The organism is Flavobacterium sp. BFFFF1 (assembly GCF_002256285.1).
In the GTDB taxonomy this organism is placed as follows: Bacteria; Bacteroidota; Bacteroidia; order Flavobacteriales; family Flavobacteriaceae; genus Flavobacterium.
Genome location: NZ_NKJE01000011.1, coordinates 114916 through 134589, shown reverse-complemented (window position 1 = coordinate 134589; position 19674 = coordinate 114916). Strand labels below are relative to the sequence as shown.

The 19674-nt window shown below is 43.0% G+C and carries 11 protein-coding genes; 9 read left to right on the top strand and 2 right to left on the bottom strand.

The features are described from left to right. From CFE23_RS09000 to CFE23_RS08975, 6 genes are all read left to right on the top strand, one after another. The coding region (locus CFE23_RS09000; RefSeq protein WP_291086897.1) for an OmpA family protein at nt 1-464 on the top strand (464 nt) is incomplete at its 5' end. Nucleotides 465-630: 166 nt separating this feature from the next. Further along, nucleotides 631-1308, top strand: coding sequence for a TetR family transcriptional regulator C-terminal domain-containing protein (locus tag CFE23_RS08995; protein ID WP_291086895.1), 678 nt, complete (start codon nt 631-633; stop codon nt 1306-1308). Beyond that, nucleotides 1305-2615, top strand: a complete 1311-nt coding sequence (locus tag CFE23_RS08990) for an AarF/UbiB family protein (protein ID WP_291086893.1) — start codon at nt 1305-1307, stop codon at nt 2613-2615. The genes CFE23_RS08995 and CFE23_RS08990 overlap by 4 nt, the downstream gene beginning before the upstream one ends. A gap of 146 nt (nt 2616-2761) precedes the next feature. Then, the gene (locus tag CFE23_RS08985; RefSeq protein WP_291086918.1) at nt 2762-3730 is read left to right on the top strand and encodes an ABC transporter ATP-binding protein; all 969 of its coding nucleotides are present in this window, start codon (nt 2762-2764) and stop codon (nt 3728-3730) included. Between the two features lie 85 nt (nt 3731-3815). Then, nucleotides 3816-5096, top strand: coding sequence for a YCF48-related protein (locus tag CFE23_RS08980; RefSeq protein ID WP_291086891.1), 1281 nt, complete (start codon nt 3816-3818; stop codon nt 5094-5096). A gap of 101 nt (nt 5097-5197) precedes the next feature. Next, complete coding sequence (locus tag CFE23_RS08975; protein WP_291086889.1) at nt 5198-6205, top strand: beta-ketoacyl-ACP synthase III; 1008 nt, start codon at nt 5198-5200, stop codon at nt 6203-6205. A 182-nt stretch (nt 6206-6387) separates the two neighbouring features. Here the strand turns inward: CFE23_RS08975 and CFE23_RS08970 are convergent, their stop codons facing one another. Next, nucleotides 6388-8766: a TonB-dependent receptor gene (locus tag CFE23_RS08970; protein ID WP_291086887.1), complete on the bottom strand. Its 2379-nt coding sequence runs from the start codon at nt 8764-8766 to the stop codon at nt 6388-6390. Nucleotides 8767-8918: 152 nt separating this feature from the next. Beyond that, entirely contained in the window at nt 8919-14759 is a 5841-nt protein-coding gene (locus CFE23_RS08965; RefSeq protein ID WP_291086885.1) for a T9SS type B sorting domain-containing protein, read from the bottom strand. A gap of 217 nt (nt 14760-14976) precedes the next feature. Between CFE23_RS08965 and argS the strand changes: the two genes are divergently transcribed. From argS to CFE23_RS08950, 3 genes are read left to right on the top strand one after another with little or no spacing between them, the layout of a single operon-like run. After that, a complete protein-coding gene (gene argS / locus CFE23_RS08960) occupies nt 14977-16755 on the top strand; it encodes an arginine--tRNA ligase (protein ID WP_291086883.1) in 1779 nt (592 codons plus the stop codon). Between the two features lie 25 nt (nt 16756-16780). Then, nucleotides 16781-18247: a hypothetical protein gene (locus tag CFE23_RS08955; protein WP_291086881.1), complete on the top strand. Its 1467-nt coding sequence runs from the start codon at nt 16781-16783 to the stop codon at nt 18245-18247. After that, a complete protein-coding gene (locus tag CFE23_RS08950) occupies nt 18189-19658 on the top strand; it encodes a GDSL-type esterase/lipase family protein (RefSeq protein ID WP_291086879.1) in 1470 nt (489 codons plus the stop codon). The genes CFE23_RS08955 and CFE23_RS08950 overlap by 59 nt, the downstream gene beginning before the upstream one ends. Nucleotides 19659-19674: the final 16 nt, after the last annotated feature.

Sequence of the window (19674 nt, the reverse complement as noted above, 5' to 3'; positions counted from 1 at the left end):
GTAACAAAATGGACAAACAGGCAAGGGAAATTGACAATGCGATTCCAGGTGCCGATGTAGAACGTGTTGGGGAAGGGATCAAATTGACGTTGAATGAAAATGCAGTCCGTTTTGATACCGGAAAATCTACACTGACTGCTACTGCGGCGGCAAATCTTGACAAACTGGTAAAGGTTTTTAACGATTATCCGGATACCAATATCGTCATTTACGGTTACACAGACAGCACAGGATCTATGGAAATTAACCAAAAGCTTTCGGAACAAAGGGCAGCTTCAGTAAAAAGTTACCTTGCTTCCAAAGGAATTGCGGCTGGTCGCTTCACAACAACAGGCATGGGACCGGCTGATCCAATTGCGAGCAACGATACTCCGGAAGGAAGAAGCCAAAACAGGCGCGTAGAATTTGCAATTACAGCAAACCAGAAGATGATCCAGGAAGCTGAATCAGAAGCAAAAAAATAGGAAACCATCTATTTATATCTAAAACCGGTGCTGCAAAGTGCCGGTTTTTTTATGCCCCTCAGCATGCCAATTGTTCATTTTTTTTGAAAGATATTTAACAAATGTTTTTATGTTTCAGAAATAATTGAAACGTAAATTTACATCGTAATTTTAAATATAAATTTTTATGGCAACAGCAAAGAAAAGTACTGCAAAGAAGCAGCTGCCCGATGATAATCAAATCATTGCGTGGTACATGGAAGATGTACTGGGAAATGAAGGGCACGCTTTAAACGTCTACAGCTTTTGTAAACAGCATGATTTGGAAGAAGCCATATTCTATAGTTTTTTCGGATCAATCGACGCCATTCGTCAGGAAATCTGGGTGAAATTTTTCGAGAATGCGGTAGTCGCTATTGAAAAAGAACCGGGTTACAGCGCGTATTCAGATAAAAATAAATTGCTCACACTATATTTTACATTGTTTGAAATCCTGACACTCAACAGGAGCTATGTATTGTTTGCGCTTCAGGAGCAAAACGAGGGTATGCGAAGTCTGATGCAATTAAAGCAGTTTCGAAACCGATTCAAGGATTTCATCGTACATATCATCAAAGGGACTGACAATGAAATGGTGGCGAAAGTTAAGAAAGTTACTTCGCCCGCATTTTCGGAAGGTGCCTGGATTCAGTTCTTATTGATATTGAGATTTTGGATGAAAGACAATTCGAGAGGGTTTGAGAAAACGGACATTATCATTGAAAAATCGGTGAACACCGTGGTCGATTTATTGGATACAAAACCTTTGGAAAACCTGATCGACCTGGGTAAATTTCTTTGGAAAGAAAGGAAGTCATCTTTATGAAAACGATAGATAAAATTCCGACAGGAAAGATTGAACGCGCGGGACAACTCGTGCGCACAGGATTAAAGGTGGGTGGGAATTACATGGCCTATTATGGAGAAAAGATGGTCAATCCATCGTTGACCCGCGAAAAGCTAAATGAAAATAACGCCGATGACATTTATGACGGATTGAAAAACCTGAAAGGCAGCGCGCTGAAAGTGGCTCAAATGCTTAGTATGGACAAAAATATCATGCCAAAGGCGTATGTTGATAAATTCTCACTGGCGCAATTTTCGGTTCCGCCGCTGTCGGCACCTTTGGTTAGGAAGACATTCAAAACGTGGTATGGAAAATACCCTGAAGAAATATACGATTCGTTTACTCCGGATTCTGTAAATGCTGCGAGCATCGGACAGGTGCACAAGGCAACCAAAGATGGGAAGAAACTTGCTGTGAAAATCCAATATCCCGGAGTAGCGGAGAGTATTAGTTCTGATTTGGCATTGGTGAAGCCTTTCGCCATAAGGATGTTTAATTTACGTGGTAAAGATTCAGAAAGGTATTTTAAGGAAGTTGAGTATAAATTACTTGAGGAAACCGATTACGAGCTTGAACTGGCACAGGGCGTCGCAATGGCAAAATCCTGTGCACACATCGTAGGAATGAAATTTGCGGGATATTATCCTGAATTGTCTTCGAAGAAAACCATCACGATGGACTGGATGCAGGGTGAACACCTATCGGAATTCACTGCGCACAATGAGGACCGCAAAAAAGGGGACAGGTTGGGTCAGGCACTTTGGGATTTTTATATGTTTCAAATCCATGGTTTGCGGGAGATGCATGCCGATCCGCATCCGGGTAACTTCCTTGTAGACAAGGAATCAAACCTTATCGCTATTGATTTTGGATGCATAAAAAAGGTACCGGATGATTTTTATACGCCTTATTTCGAGTTAGCAAACCCTGAAGTTATCGAGAACGATATCTTGTTTAGAGAGAAACTATATGAGTTGGAAATCCTCAGGAAAGATGATACCCCGGAAGAAATTGATTATTTCGCGGAAATTTTCCAAAGATTGATGCGCTTCTTTACGAAACCACATCACGAACCATCATTTGATTTCTCAGACCCGAAGTTTTTTGATGAAATTGCCGCTTTGAGTGAGGAATTTTCAAACGATACCAAACTCAGGAAAATGAACGGCAACAGGGGCTCTCAACATTTCATATATGTAAATCGGACGTTTTTTGGATTGTATAGTTTGCTGCATGATTTAAAGGCGCGGGTTGATACCCAACAATATAAGAAATACTTAGATTAGATCGTTTTGGTTATTATTGGTTAGGTTGATAAGGGCGGGGCTCCACGTTTGAGTTTCCGCCCTTATTTTTTGTTAAACCAATATAATTTTGAACCGAATTAGCGCTTGAAACTTTACTTTTGCAGAATAAATATGCCATCACCATTATGCTTCAGGTACAAAATATCTCTTTCGCCTACGATACTCAAAACGTGATCAACAACATTGATTTTACTTTAAAAAAAGGAGAAAATTTGTCGGTTATTGGTGAAAGCGGGTGTGGAAAAAGTACGTTGTTGAAGCTCATCTATGGGTTATACGACCTTAACGAAGGTAAAGTGTTCTGGAATGGAGCAGAGGTTCTCGGGCCTAAATTCCATTTGATTCCGGGCGCACCTGAAATGAAATATCTGGCGCAGGACTTTGATCTGATGCCCTATGTTACGGTTGCTGAAAACGTCGGGAAATTTCTTTCCAATATGTATCCAGAAGAAAAGGAAAGCCGTGTAATGGAACTGCTTGAGATGGTTGAAATGCAGTCGTTCGCGGATGTTAAAGCGAAGTACTTAAGCGGTGGCCAGCAGCAACGGGTTGCATTGGCACGGGTCCTGGCACTCGAACCGGAGTTGCTTTTGCTGGATGAGCCATTTAGCAATATTGACAGTTTTCGCAAGGGCGCTTTAAGGCGTAATTTGTTTGCGTACCTGAAGCATAAAGGCATCAGTTGCATTATTGCTTCACATGATAGTATTGATGCGCTTTCCTTCTCGGATAAGACGCTTGTCATGCGCCATGGAACCATCGTGCAGTTTAATGAATCGAAGTCCGTTTATCTAAAACCGGACACCAAATATACGGCCTCACTTTTTGGTGAAGTAAATGAGATACCATTACATCTGTTAATTCCGTTCGAAGACAAAGAAAAGCGAATGCTGCTGTATGCCCATGAACTTTATCTTGCAGAAGAATCGGATATTTCCGCTATCGTTAAGCAATGCTATTTTAAAGGCGGAAGTTATCTCGTGAAGGCGGTGCTTGATAAGAGGGTGATCTTTTTTGAAAACCCTTTTGAAATCCCGGCAAACCGTGAAGTCAGCCTGACTGCGGACATGGATGTCGTGCTCAGCAGATTGTAAAATAATCCCATGACACAAACGTACTAAATAAGTGTTTTTTAATAGAATAAGTGTATTTTTACTACAGATTTATTTACTCAAAAACATGAAAAAAATTTACCTTCTTTTGATTCTCGCCAGCTCCATTTCTTCGGCACAACTGGAGTGGACAGCATTTTCAAATGTCTATTCAAACGAAAATGACCAGCGATACGATGATGTATTTTTCCTGAATGAAAATATCGGCTGGGCGGCGAATGGTTATTATGCCAAAGTATACAAAACGGTCGACGGTGGTGAAAACTGGACATTGCAATTGGATTACACCAATCCTGCAGGCTCAGCTTATTTTAGGAATATTGAGTTCCTAAACGAGAATATTGGTTTTGTCGGAACTTTAAATAACCTGTTCCTGAAGACAGCTGATGGTGGTGCCTCCTGGGAACCTGTAACCAATTTGCCGGCAGGAGTTCCGGCACTTTGCGGGCTTTCTGCGGTGGGTACTTCCACGATTTATGGCTGTGGCGCCTACTTCTCCCCGGCATATATTATCAAGTCTACCGACAGCGGTACCAATTGGCAATTCATTGATATGAGTGCTTATGCGAATGCCTTGGTTGAAATTCTGTTTATTAACGAAAGTGTTGGCTACGCATCCGGTAAAAGCGATACCGGCGGTGTGATCCTCAAAACCGTTGATGGTGGGGCCAACTGGGCACCATTGTATGACACCGGTGTCCCGGGTGAATATGTATGGAAGTTACAGGATCTACATGCTGACGGGCAAATACTTTTCGGGGCGGTTGAATCCGTTACCCCATTGTTAGGGAAACTCGTAAAGTCATCAGATGGCGGTGCCAACTGGGTCAGCAAAGAGGTGCCGGATACGGATATTCAAGCGGTTGGCTTTGTGTCTGAAACGCACGGATGGATGGGAGGTCACGCTACGGGTTTGCTTGAAACGACCGATGGTGGCGATACCTGGACTGATACTGGGGTAGGGAGCAACATGAACCGCATTGTGGTCGTGAACGAGAATCTGGCTTACGCTTCGGGAACAACCATCTACAAACTGACGGATCAGAATCTGGGCGTGAATCCTTTTCCTGAAAGTCCAAGAAAGCCTTTGATGGCCACGTTGAGCCCCAATCCTGTAAAGGACAAACTCAATCTTTCTGTGGATTTCACAGCTGCCGATCATTTGGTTATCGAAGTGTATGATGCTGCGGGGAAACTGATTGCGCAGTTGAAACGCGATAATATCGACGGCGCGGTTGAAAAAAGCTACTCGTTTGATTTTCCATATGCCAGCGGAACCTATTTTTTAAACCTCCACAGCAATACGGGACGGCAGGCCATTAAGTTCGTGAAATCTGCAAGCTTCTAAAATTTAGAACCTTAAAATTGCGATTTCCGAAATTAGTCTTATATTGTTCGGTATAATTTTACCTGATTGATAATTTAGGTCAAACTAATATTTTTTCCCCTATGTACAATTCAAAGATTAGCGGCTTAGGCTTTTACGTTCCAGACAATGTGGTGACCAATGATGATTTGTCTAAGATTATCGAAACCAATGACGAATGGATTCAGGAGCGTACCGGTATAAAGGAACGCCGTCATATCGTTCGGGGTGAAGATAATACGACAGGTATGGGCGTCAAAGCTGCGAAAATTGCTATTGAACGCTCAGGTGTGGCTTATGAAGATATTGACTTCATTGTATTTGCGACTTTAAGCCCTGATTACTATTTTCCCGGGCCGGGTGTCACGGTTCAAAAAGAACTTGGGTTACGTACTGTCGGGGCGCTGGATATCAGGAACCAATGCTCTGGTTTTGTCTATGGCATATCGGTTGCGGATCAGTACATCAAGACCGGAATGTATAAAAATATCCTGGTGATTGGATCGGAAGTGCATTCTGTGGGATTGGATATGACTACGCGGGGACGAGGTGTTTCAGTGATTTTCGGCGATGGGGCAGGTGCGGCAGTTTTAAGCAGGGAAGAAGATCCGAATAAAGGAATCTTGTCTACACACCTGCATGCTGAAGGCGCTTATGCTGAAGAGCTGTTTCTCGATGCGCCTGGGATGGGATCGCGTTGGGTGACGGATATCCTTGCTGACAACGATCCGAACGACGAAAGTTACTATCCACACATGAACGGACAATTTGTGTTTAAGAATGCTGTGGTTCGCTTTACGGAGGTTATCAATGAAGGCCTGCTGAAGAATAACCTTTCCGTTTCGGATATTAATATGCTGATTCCGCATCAGGCGAACCTGAGGATATCACAGTTTATACAGCAAAAGTTTCAGCTTGGTGATGATCAGGTATACAACAACATACAACGTTACGGCAATACTACCGCTGCTTCAATCCCGATTGCACTGACAGAAGCATGGGAACTCGGTAAAATACAATCGGGAGACCTTGTTGTATTGGCGGCGTTTGGAAGTGGATTTACATGGGGAAGTGTGATTATAAGGTGGTAATCAGTTAAATCCAGATTGTGCCATCCCGGACAGCAGGTGCACGCTTTTCCCTGATTCTTTAGCCGCAGTTTTGGCAAGTCGTCTTCGCCTGTTTTAGCGGACAGCCTAAACAACTTCGAATGAGAACAAATAAAAAACCCCGAAACGTTATTTCGGGGTTTTTTATAATTTCAAAATGAAGATTAGAATAGTCCGCCGCCACCCTGTTTAGTATTGTCTTCCCTGTATTTGCGTTGTAATGCCCTATTTTTTCCGGCGCCGAACATGAAGTTAAAGTTTACATACAGCGACTGGCTTTCCCAGGTAAATTGTCCTGTTTGCGGGTAAGGATTGTCACCTTCAAAGGCAAACTTCATGGTATTGAACATATCGTTGAAACGCAGGCTCAACGATGCCTTGTTGTTTAGGAAACTGTAACGGGCGCCGGCGTCCACTTTATACATTTCCTTGCCATTAAATTGGATGCCATTTACGCCGCCGCGGTAGAAGCCGAAAATCAGGAAACTTAGCTTTTTCGTCGCCTTAAAATTGCTGTTCAGCCTTGCGTTGAAAGCATTGGCTGTAATTTCCGTCTGTACCGATTCAAAGTCGTTTATGGTCTGGTTGAAGATCGAGACAATTCCTTTTTGGGTGATGCTCGAGAAATCGATTGCTGGCTGCATATCCCACCATTTGTTGACTTTGTAATTTGAAGACAATTCAAAACCGTAAGAGGTATTGTTATCAAAATTATCAAAAAGCATAATTTGGTTCTGGTTGTTATCCGGGTCCGGAATCAGGATTCTGCTGATTTCGTCGTTGATGATACGGTAGAATACACCTGCCGAGATAGATCCTTTTTCGAGTACCCGGGTGTAGTTAAGTTCCATTGAATTGGTGAACTGCGGATCGAGTTCCGGATTTCCGACAGATTTAAACCTTACGGTGCTGAATTCCCGGATTGGTGAAGTCTGTTCGAGGCTTGGCCTGTCTACCCGTCGGCTGTAGCTTAACTGAAAGCTGTTTTTATCGCTGAGCTGGTACGTAAAATAGGCAGAAGGATATATTGTAAAATAGTCATCCTCATAAGCCTTGGCACCGTTATTTGTGGCTTGTACTTTGTAACTTTCAAGACGTGCGCCAAGTTGGTAGCTGATTTTTTTAAATCTTTGGCCAAACGTCGCATAGGCAGAAAACAGGTCTATATCGTAAAGAAATTTAATATAAGGTAGTTCTCCGGTTTGGTTGGTGAAGTAGTCGTTGTCGGTCCTGATCAGCCTGGCCTCTGTACCAAGTTCCAGTGTTGTCTTTTCATTTAATGGATTGACATAATCCACATTGATCGTAGAATTTTTACGTCTTTGGGTTCTTTGGTCATTGTAATCTGCGGAAGGGGTGTTTCCGGAACGGTCAAATGTACCCAGTTGTTTGTCCTTTGACCAGTTGTGATTCGCTTCGATATCTAAAGTATGCCCTTCTTTTTTAAACAAGTGTTTGTATGCGAGGTTGTACGCACTGTTATCGTTGTCGTTCCTATAATGGTCATCAGATTGGAAATCAGTGCCCGGAGTAGGGAATAGGTTGTCCGTATGGATGTATCCGTCTCCCATAAAGATGTTTTGGTTTGTATAAGCCGAAATGGTGTTCCGGTCATTGATATAGAAATCGATTCCAATTTTATACAAATGTGACTTATTGTCGTTTTTGATGTCAAAAACCTGGCTGGAGTTTTCATCCTCCCGTTTTACAAGTCCGTTGTTGAATTGGTATCCAAAGTTATTTCCGTATGTTCCGAAAAAATTGATTTTCCCGGTTCTGTAATTCATGTCGATGGAGCTATTGGATTTTGGAGTTGTAGCAAATGTAGCTCCGGTGTTTACGCTGGCATTGAAGCCATCATTTGCGTTTTTATGCAAAACGATGTTTATGATTCCAGACATTCCCTCAGGATTGTATTTCGCGCTTGGATTTGTAATCAACTCAATTTTTTTGATTGAAGTTGATGGTATTTGCTTTAGGAGTTGGGCGGCGTCGATGTTTGTAGGTCTACCGTCGACGAGTACGCGTACGTTTTGGTTTCCGCGAAGCGATATTTTTCCGTCCTGGTCAACATTTACAGAAGGAATATTACTCATGATGTCAGATGCGGTTGCGCCCGCAGTCGTGAGGTCACGTCCTACATTGATTACCTTACGGTCAATTTTTTGTTCTACGGTGGAACGTTCTGCTACCACGGTAACGCCTTCCAGTTGGGTGCTTTCTTCTTCCAGCTGGATTTTATTAAGGCTAATTGTTTTCTGTGTTGCTGAGAGTTCAATATCGGTTGTGTAAGTCTTATAGCCGATAAACTGGATGTCTACTTTGTATTTTCGTAATTCGAGGTTTTTGATTTCGAAGTTTCCATTGTCGTCCGTGATTCCTCCGGTTGTGACTTTATCGTCGGCCTTAATGACGATAGTGGCATAAGAAACGGGAGCGTTGGTGGTTTTGTCGGTGACCTTTCCGGTTACTGATCCTTGATTTTGGGCTTGCATTGAAAATAGGCCTGTAATGAAAAAAATAAGGGTAATTTTAAAATTCATTCTAGTTTGTTTTGATGATGACTATTGAAAACAGGGGGTTAGACATGTTAGGCAGGTTATTGTTACATAGGAAGGCCTTTTTTTATGCCTGTTTCTTTAAATAAAAAAAGCTTCCCCGAGAGGAAGCTTTTAAGTATTTGATAACAAATGTATTATCTGACTAGTGAGAAGTGAGATTTGTACTCTTTAGGAACTCCTAAAGAATCAACATATTTCAAACTAAACCAATAATCGGAAGCAGGAAGTGGTTGGCCGTTTAGTGTTCCATCCCATCCTGGGCCTTGGGATGTAAGTTGTACAATTAATTTTCCATAGCGGTCGTAAAGCTGAATTTCAGAAACAGAACCTGCAGGGATGTTTGCCATTCCACTGAGTTTCCAGATATCGTTAACTCCGTCACCGTTTGGCGTAAAGTATGGCGGGCTGCTAACCAATTCTACAGAGAATGGCGCTGGTGTTGCACCACAACCGTTGATGTCACTTACAACAATTTCGTGAACACCCGAAGGGACGTCTGTAAAAGTAGCTTCAGTTTGTGGGGTTTGTCCGTCCAGAGAATACCTGAAGTTTGATTTGTCGTTTCCGATATATGGAACGGCGTCTACGGTAATCGTCTGGCTTTCTGTAAACCATCCTATTGTCGTAACGGATACGCTGGCAGGTCTTGCAGACTGAATAATTACCACATTGATTGGGTCAGATTCACATGTATTGACACCATTCGCACGGATAACAAGCGTGTAGTTCCCTGCAACACCCGTTTGCAGGTTTGGCGTGGTCGCTACTGGATTTCCAGCATCGTCAGACCATAAGAAGCTGTAAGAACCTGGTCCGCTACCACCTGGATAGCCGCTCTCGATATAAGCGTCCGTTACTTCACCAGTATCAGGATCAATACAAACTGTTCCGGTTAAATCTGCATCAATATGTGGTTTTGGTACAACGTTGACAAGTATTTCTACCTCCGCATGGCATCCGGTTGCATTTTGGATACGTGCCCAAACTGGATTGATAGCGCTATCTACGCCGGTAGTACCATCTGTTGCGATTTGATTAGTTTCGTAATCCGCATCAATCGATGTTGGGTAATATTTCACTGTAAAATCCGCAGGATTTTGTGAGCCTAGCACTGTAGCAGTAAAAGCATCCAAATCAATTGGTGTTACGAAATCATCCGGGTTTGCATCGTTATCACAAACAGTTGTCAATGTTTGATCTGTAACAGGATTTGCAACAGCATCAGCAAGTTTGGTTACAGTGAACGAAGTCTGACTGGAACAGCTTCCTTGTGCTGAGGTACCATAAACGTAAATGATCTGTGTTGTCGTAATCGGTGTGCCTACCGGAAGTACCGTACCTGACCCATTTGACCCAGTATAATAATTTGCATTTGGAGCAGTAAGTGGTTGCAACACATACGGCGCACAGCCATTGTAGTCTGTAAACTGGTCCACTTTATAGATGCTGATTAATTTATCGTCACCAGCTGTACAGGTTCCGTTTGCTGCGTGTACGTAAATTAGTGCATTCGAAGTGTATACGGTACCTGCTGCAATTGGGGTTCCTGATCCGTTAGCACCGGTAAAATATCCGGCACCAGGTGTGTTCAGTGCAGGCAGTACGTACTGGTCGCAAGCGTAAACATCTGCAATGTCCGCAGGGTCAAGCACTGGTGTATTGGTTATTGTTACCTCAAAATCATCGGAATCAGAGCAGTTCGCATTGGTAGGGCTTTCTGCATATACATATACGGTCTGACTTGCTGTAAGTAGTGTATTGGTTATCAATGATGTATGACCGGGGTCATTATAATAATTCCCTACTGTAAGAACTGGCAATTGTACTTGGTCACATCCGCTAAGGTCGGTCACGGCTGCCAAAACAGGTGTTACAGAAATGTTCACGGTTAGTGTTTCAGAATCCGAACAAGTACCATTATGTGCTTCTACCGTAATTACATCAGAAGTCGTGATGGTCGCTCCAGGAAATACTTCCGTTCCTGACGAAAGGAAGAAACGATCTACAGCACCCGACGGTGTTGCAAAAATGGCATCGTTGTATTGCGGTATTGTGTATGAATCACATACGTCAACAACAGGTGTTGATATTGTCAACTGTGGAGAAGGTGTAACTGTAACGTCAAAACTAGCGGTAGCAGTACAGCTTGAATTTGCAGCACTTACTGCCTGAACATATACCGTTTGAGAACTGGTAAGTGTCAGGTTTGTAATTTGATTGGTGTAACCTGGGTCACTGTAATAGATACCGGTTGTCAAAGTGGGTAATACGACCTGGTCGCAACCGCTTAAATCGCTTACTGCAGGGTCGATTACGGGATTTGGTGTGATGTTAATGGACCACGGCTGCTCAATTGGACAAGCCTCAGTGTTTTCAGGAGTAATAATCGCAGCTGAAACATAAAGGGTTTGCGAAGCAGTTAACGTTGCACCAGGGAACAACTCAGGGCCTCCGCTATTTGGAGCACTATAATAGTGGTTTACAGCACCTGCCGGAACAGTCAAGAAATCACTGTATGGAGGCAGCACATAGGACTGGCAGGTAACAATTGGCGATGGTGCGTTAAATGTTGGCTGTACATATTGCGTTACGGTAAACGAAGTTTCGTCCCTACATGGTACAGGATTTCCATCATCAGCGTAAACGTAGAATGTAGTTGTCTGCGTCGTTCCGCTGTTGTTGATTACGTGTACCGGTGGCGTGAGCTTATTACCCGTTCCAGCAGGACCGAAAGGCGCATCATAATAATCCCCAGGGCCATCAATGGCAGGAAGTATATAATCAGTATCACAAACATAGATATTGTCTACATCGTTGACATTAACAATACTGAAGGTTACCTCAAACGAGCTTTCCGCGTCACAGGTTCCGGGTGTAGCACCAGCTTGAAATATGTAAATCGGACGAACACCTGATGTCAGTTGGGTAATAGTATTACCAGCAATTGGATCCACACCTCCGGGCTGATTGTAATAGGCACTTGGATTGCTCAATGGAGGCAGGGTAAAAGTAGTTGTATTACATTCCGCAGAGAAATCTCCAAAAGAATCTACAATTGGGGTATCATTAATCGTTACTGTAAAATTTTCAAAAACCGAACACTGGTTGTTGAAAAACTGAGCAAAATACATGTTGTGCACACCCGCTCCGGTAACTACATAATTGGTAGAGTTGGTTTGATCGGCTACTTTAACTCCGTTTGGAAACGTACCCTCATAATAGTCTCCGATATGAGTCTGCGTAGTTGGAAGCACGTAATAGTCGCATTGGGCAGGAACATCTGCAATTGGATCGATTGGCGCTAAAGTTATGTTTACCTGGATCGTGTTGTTGTAAGTACATGGCTGGCCAGGTACATAGAGATATAATGTCGATTGTCCAACCTGCGTGTAAGAAAAACCACTAGGCAACAATGTTCCGCCACCATTTGCAAAACTTGCAGTATGGTATTCAGCGACAGTCTGGGCAGGTAATTGCCAGACACTACATCTGTTTTGTGTCCCTGGAACAACAATATTGCTGTTTCCAATTAAAACCTGGAACGAAACATCATCATTAGTACAGGTACCAGATGCCTGGTGCACATAAATTGTCGTATTTGCATTAATCGGGTTTCCAAAAAACTTTTGAACTCCTGTCTGGTTTGGTCCTGTCCAATAAGTAAGCTGGGGATTAACAGGCATATTAGTACCTAATATATACGAAGTACAGTCGAATCGGTTTGGATAATCAGATTGCAATATTGGTACGAAAGGGGTAATGTTTATGGTAACAGGTTTCGACTCAGAACACGCAGGCGATAGCCCTTCCGAGTCTACCCAAACATATACTGTCGTGGTGGTCGTAATTGTTTGGCCTGTGATGTCAGGATTTGTGCTACTTGGAGGCGCATTATTGGCAACGAATACACCATAATCTAATGTTGGTAGCGTATAACTTGAACAAATAGGAGTGGTAGGAATGTCCTGGGTTAGCGTATTTAAATTGGCTTTAACAATGTCAAAAGAAGATTTGTTCGAACAAAATCCGCCACCCGGGTTATTGTAAACATAAATTGTCTTGGTTGTATTAATTAGCGTTTCTGCAGGTGTGTCCAATTGGTTACCCATACCGTTGTCCTGTGGGAAGTAACCAGCAGTAGCATCGGTTAAAGCAGGAAGTTGATAGCCGGTACTGGTGCTGCAAATAAGTACATCAGATGGTTCGTCGATGTGCGCCTTAGGAGTAACCACTACCGAAAATGTAGGGATATTTGTTGGAGTAACTGCAAAACAACTAGGGTTACCGTTAATTTCTACCCGCACAAAAAAGTCTCTTGACGCAGTATTGAAGTTTGCTGGATTGGTCACCAATCCAGTTGCTCCACCAGTTACTGCGTTCGCATATGAACTGTAAAACTTAAGTACATAAGCATTTGCCGGTGTTTGTGAGCCTAATATCGCATTGGTCATGCTAGTCAGGTTGAACACTGCTTTCGGAGGCAATACAGGATAGTTGATAGCGCACTTCGTATTGGCTGGATCTACAGCAGGAACATTAACTACAGGATCATTAACGTATTTTACAAGAAATGATTTTGTTTCATAACAAGGCGCTGTTGGAAGCTTAATCCTTGCAAAGACGGTAACGCCGGCGAGGGCTTGCGCGTGTGTAATCGTGTAAGGTATCGCCAACGGGTTGTTTCCCGAATTGGCCTCACCTTGCGATGCATGGTACGTAATAATAGCATCACTTGGCAAACTCGCCATCAGGAGCGTAGTGTTTTGCGACAAATCAAAACTGTGGGTCGTAGCACCAGTCTCACAAGACTTAAATAAATCCGCAGGCTGTGGCGCATTTAAAGGAGAATATACTTCCACGATAATATTATCGGAAATAGGGTCGCAATTCTGTCTTGTATATACAAGCGTATAGGTATGTGTTGAATTGTAGGCAAGCGCATTTAAATTCAATGTTGCTGTATGAACATTAATGTCCACACCATCCACAAACCATGAATAGGTTGGTGTGCCGGGAATAGGCGACACCGGTCCTAAAGTAGGCATTAAGCCACCTGGGCATATCGCATCTCTTGGTGTTGCAGCAGTAGCATTCGCCGGAACATAATCAATACCTAAAACCTCCGTTCCGATGTTAAAGGTATTTGCACCTAAAAACACCGCAGAGTCGTATAACGGGCTTGGGATGTTATTAGAATCTACACCATCCGCAATAACGAGTTTTATTTTGTAAACGTGGGTTACGTCAACTACTGCCGAGGCGGTCATCTTGATGGTTTGACCATTAAAGTTTATTGCCGGTCCAAATCCCGATCCGTTATATGCTCCAAAAAATCCAGGATTTACCGAAGGGCAGTTGTTGTTGTATAAAGCATCCCTGATTGTTGCTACCGAAATAGGCTGATTTCCTGCAACAACCGCAAGATTTGTGGTGGTGTTGTCAGTTAAATCGGTAAGGATAAATGCGAATGCATCAGAGAAGTTACATTGTAGTAATCCGTATTCCTCAGACGCAAAGACAAAGTCAAAACTGAAATTTGCAGAAATCGGAGTGAACTGGAATTCCAGTGAAGTTGCATTCGTTGAATTAAACGTGATTCCTGATTGTGAAAGCAGTATACTTTGGAGATCTGTATCTCCCGTCCATGCCGCGTTACCGTCGCTCAAAGTCGTGGTATTTGGTGTAGCTGGATTTACTCCCGGAATTTTGGTAACATCCCCTGTAGACAATACCACACCATTTGTAAATGGAAAATTGGGATTGCTGCTTACATTCTGGAAATACCCTATTCCATTGACTGAACCGAAATTAGTTCCAGTTGTTGCCACAACATTCTGACCGCTGGTACACGGAGAATTAATCAACACATCATTGACAAGTTGTGATGGAGTGTAAGTCGTTGTGTTGACTGTTATCGCTTGTGAAAACCCAGCAAACGATGCCAATAACATCATAAAAAATAAACTTTTTTTCATAACCACATTATAAATTTTAAGGAAACAAACATAACAATAATTTTATAAATAATTCTAAAAAATGCTAAAATCGTGTTAACGAAATCCGCGTCTCTGAAAATAATGCACATGATTGCACTATTTTTTAACATTCGCGGGCTTTCCGACGGTATTTTACCAACTTTTATGACGCGTTTTCGGAATTACATTTATCTTTGCGCTTTCAAATTTGAAACCCATGGATTTACAAAATATTTTAAGCCAAAAAATCAAGGAAGCTATTCACGTTTTATTTGATGCAAACATCGATAAAATCGAATTCCAGGCTACCAGGAAGGATTTCAGTGGCGACGTCACCATGGTTCTCTTTCCTCTGCTAAAACAATTGAAGAGTAGTTTACCCTACCTCGGGAATGAAATTGGTAATTATCTTGTCGCGAACACTGATCTAGTCAGGCAATTTAATGTGGTCTCGGGTTTTTTAAACATTGTGATTGATGATTCATATTATGTGGACTTCTTTAATGGCATGAAAGATGACGCGCGTTTTGGGTTCAAAAATCCCGAACAGCATGCCAAGGCGGTCATGGTTGAATATTCTTCACCAAATACCAATAAGCCTTTACACCTGGGGCACGTCCGCAACATCCTGTTAGGCTATGCGGTGGCTCAGATCATTGAAGCGTCAGGAAAGAAAGTCTACAAAACCCAGATCGTAAACGATCGCGGTATCCACATCTGTAAATCGATGGTGGCGTGGGAGAAATTTGGAAAATACCAGACGCCTGATTCATCAGGTTTGAAAGGAGATAAAGTCGTCGGTAATTTTTATGTGGCCTTTGACAAAGAATATAAAAATCAGGTTGCTGAATTGGTCGCGGATGGACTCAGCGAAGAAGAGGCAAAAAAGAAAGCACCAATTATGCTTGAGGCACAGCAGATGCTTCTCGCCTGGGAGGCCGGCGATGAGGCTGTCTTGCGCCTTTGGAATACCATGAACCAGTGGGTTTATGACGGCTTTGCTGAAACCTATCATAACCTTGGCGTTAGTTTCGATAAAAACTACTACGAAAGCGATACCTATTTATTAGGTAAGGAAGTGGTCCAGTTTGGTCTTGAAAAAGGGATTTTCGAAAAAGACCCAGATGGATCGGTATGGATTGACCTTACTGAGGAAGGCCTTGACCGAAAAATTGTCCTTCGTGCTGACGGGACCGCAGTATATATGACACAGGATATCGGGACAGCAATCCAGCGTGTTAAAGATTTTCCGGACGTAGGCGGTATGGTCTACACCGTCGGTAATGAACAGGATTATCACTTTAAAGTGCTGTTCCTGATCCTTAAAAAATTAGGTTTTGAATGGGCGGAATCGCTGTACCATTTGTCTTATGGTATGGTGGATTTGCCATCGGGTAAAATGAAAAGCCGTGAAGGGACCGTGGTCGATGCCGATGATCTTATGGCCGACATGGTGCACACTGCAGCAAAGATTTCAGAGGAACTTGGGAAACTCGAAGGCTACTCTGATGAAGAAAAACAAAAGCTATATAAGATAATTGGCCTGGGTGCGTTAAAGTACTATATCCTAAAGGTTGACCCTAAAAAACGCATCCTTTTTAATCCGGAAGAGTCAGTAGATTTTGCAGGAAACACCGGTCCATTCATCCAATATACTTATGCACGTATTCAATCGATTATCAGGAAAGCAGGTTTTGACTTCTCAGGACCCGTCGGTAATTATGCACTTGATCCGAAAGAAAAGGAGTTAATCAAATTGCTCGAACAGTATCCTGAAATCATCACAAGCGCCGCTGAAACAAACAGCCCGGCCCTGATTGCGAACTACACCTATGAATTGGTTAAAGAATACAACTCTTTTTATCAGGCTGTCCCGATATTGGGAACAGATGATATTACGCAAAAAACCTTCCGTGTCCAGCTTTCAAAAAAAGTTGCCGAAACCATTGCATCTGCATTTAGGTTGCTCGGGATTGAAGTTCCGGAACGTATGTAATTAAATTTATAACAATTTCTTTTTTGTGAGTGCTCCGAAATCGTATTTCTTTCGTTCTTTCCTGATCGTTTTGCTGTCAGCTGTGTTCTTTTTGGGCGTGAAACGTGTGCTGCCGAAGCGCATCTTTTCGGAAAAGGCCGGCGCGACTAAAAATGTGCTTATTGACAGCATGCTGATTGATGCGTTTGAGGCGGAAAAAGATTCCGCACAAGCGGGTATAGGTGACACCTTAGGCAACCAGCCGATAACCTATTACGCGACAAACGGCATAAAGTTCCCCGAAGAGCAATATGAAGATTACAAGGGAAACCAATACCTGATTTCATTTTACGAAAAGTTGTACCAGCTCGAAACCGCCCAAAACGGCAATGTGCGGATTGCCTACTTCGGCGACTCCATGACTGACGGCGATATGATTGTTCAGGATTTGCGGAACAATTTTCAGCATAAGTATGGCGGAAAAGGTGTAGGTTTTGTAGCGATAACGTCAGAGTCCGCGGCCTCACGCAGTTCAGTAATTCATGAGTTTTCTTCAAACTGGAAGATGCAGTCTTACCTGAATGTTAAAAATCCTGCACGGCCTTTCGGAATCAATGGACACGTATTTTTTGCCAATGATACCAACCACATCGCATGGGTGAAATACAAAAGCGGTAAATACACCACCCAGCTCGACAATCCGACATTATTCTACGGAAGTTCAGAAAATAAAAAAGGCGAAATCAGTTATGTTGTAGGGAAAGATACGCTTCGTAAAAAACTTGTTACCGACAATTTATTGAATACGCTCAACCTTTCGCAAAATGGCTTGAAATCGGTAAAGGTTGACTTTAAATCGGCAAGGTCAATTCCGGTTTATGGGTTTAATTTTGACGATGGTAAAGGGGTTCACATTGACAACTTTTCCCAACGCGGCAATTCAGGTATTCCCATTTCTAATTTCGATGTATCATTGATGAAGGCGTTTCAGAAGAAATTGAATTATGACCTTATCGTATTGCACTATGGAACCAATGTTCTGAACTATGGTACCAAAAATTACAATTGGTACGAGAAAAGCATGACCCGTACGGTAAATCGCCTTCGCGAGTGCTTTCCCGGGGTTTCCATCCTGATCATTTCCACGGCGGATAAGGCTACGAAATATGACACCGAAATGAAAACAGATTCGGCTGTCGTGCCACTGAGCAATGCCCAGAAGCATTATGCGCTTAAAACGGCTTCGGGATTTGTGAATCTGTATACTTTGATGGGCGGCGACGGGTCTATGGTCAAATGGGTTGAGGAAGAACCAGCGATGGCCAATAAGGACTATACCCATTTTAATTTTCGCGGTGCAAAAAAAGTGGCTGCGATGTTGTATAGCCAATTAAATGCAGGATATGAGCAATTCAAGCAGTTGAGGAAAAGCACAGAGGGAAAAGCTGAATCCGATGAGCATCCAATCGACAGCATCGCTCCTGATAACGCAAATCCTGACGATGAAGAATAAGCTGCTCTTGCTGGTATTTTTCCTGTTTGCGCTTCCGCAGATGAGGGGGCAGGTCGCTGACTCTACCCTGGTGGAAACCGATTCGGTGGAAGTCGACACCATTCCCATAATCATTCCCGAGAACGGCATTCAAAACCCGATGGCAATCGCGTCTTTTCTCGAGAAATTATACAAGCTCGATAAAAGCCACACCGGCAAGATCAATATCGTGCACATCGGCGATTCCCATATTCAGGCCGATTTAATCACCAATCGCGTGCGCGAATCACTTCAGGAGGCGTTTGGAAATGGAGGGCGTGGATTAATCTTTCCGCATTCGCTGGCGCGGACTAATGGTTCATGGGATGTTCGGTTTTCTTCTAACGAACGCTGGGAAAGTTACCGCATCGTTTCCCCTGTCAACGGCAGCAGGGTGGGGCTAAGCGGCATCGCACTGACTTCAAAAAGCGACGATTTTGCTGTTGAAATCAATGCGAAAGAAGAAAGTAATTTTTTCAATACGATTAAGATTATTACCCCAAATAATAGCAATAGCTTTAACATCGCAACTGCAAAGCGGACCATCACGCTCGAGTCGAACGTTCCGAAAAGCATCACGCACAAGATTAAAAATGGTGAGGCCCTGTCAATCATCGCTGATAAATACAATGTTTCAATTTCTCAACTGAAGCGGGCCAACGGACTTAGATCGGACCGCATACGCGCTGGAAAAACACTTAAAATCCCTACCGACGAAATGCAGAAGAAGCGGGTGGAGCGTTCCGAGTTTATTCCGCTCCCTTTGCTGGCAGACAATGATACCCATTTTTACATCACGCAGGAAAAGCTCGAAAAAATTTACCTGCTTCCAGGTAAAAATCAGGATTCTTATACGCTAAATGGGATTGTGCTGGAGAACAATGATCCCGGGATTGTCTATCACAATATCGGTGTGAATGGCGCCAAGCTTTCAGACTACAACAAATACCCTATGTTTTTTGAACAGTTGAAGGCATTACAGCCAGATCTGATTATTGTGGCATTGGGAACCAATGAATCTTTTGACAAGATGCGCTCTGAAGATTATATGAAACAGCTCGAACTGTTTATGCAAAATGTGCGCGCACAGGAAACTGGTGCGGACATATTGGTTGCTACCCCTTCACCCTCGATGTTCAAACGGAAAATCCCGAATGTCTATGTGGCAGACTATGCACAAAAAATCCTGAATGTTGCCACCGATGACAATTATGCGGTTTGGGATATGTATGCACAGTTGGGAGGGCTTTACGGCGTTAGCAGGAATTACAGACAGGGACTTATGGCAGGAGATCGCGTGCATTATTCTAAAGCGGGTTATGAAAAACAGGGTGACCTGCTAACGGAAGCGATTTTGGGAACTTTTTCGAATTATAAAAAAACTAAACAATAATTAGGCGTGGGAGAGA

Bases quoted from the DNA above. Each gene is read 5' to 3' on its own strand.
- CFE23_RS08995 (WP_291086895.1), top strand. From the start codon at position 631: ATGGCAACAGCAAAGAAAAGTACTGCAAAGAAGCAGCTGCCCGATGAT.
- CFE23_RS08990 (WP_291086893.1), top strand. From the start codon at position 1,305: ATGAAAACGATAGATAAAATTCCGACAGGAAAGATTGAACGCGCGGGA.
- CFE23_RS08985 (WP_291086918.1), top strand. From the start codon at position 2,762: ATGCTTCAGGTACAAAATATCTCTTTCGCCTACGATACTCAAAACGTG.
- CFE23_RS08980 (WP_291086891.1), top strand. From the start codon at position 3,816: ATGAAAAAAATTTACCTTCTTTTGATTCTCGCCAGCTCCATTTCTTCG.
- CFE23_RS08975 (WP_291086889.1), top strand. From the start codon at position 5,198: ATGTACAATTCAAAGATTAGCGGCTTAGGCTTTTACGTTCCAGACAAT.
- CFE23_RS08970 (WP_291086887.1), bottom strand. From the start codon at position 8,766: ATGAATTTTAAAATTACCCTTATTTTTTTCATTACAGGCCTATTTTCA.
- CFE23_RS08965 (WP_291086885.1), bottom strand. From the start codon at position 14,759: ATGAAAAAAAGTTTATTTTTTATGATGTTATTGGCATCGTTTGCTGGG.
- argS (WP_291086883.1), top strand. From the start codon at position 14,977: ATGGATTTACAAAATATTTTAAGCCAAAAAATCAAGGAAGCTATTCAC.
- CFE23_RS08950 (WP_291086879.1), top strand. From the start codon at position 18,189: ATGAGCATCCAATCGACAGCATCGCTCCTGATAACGCAAATCCTGACG.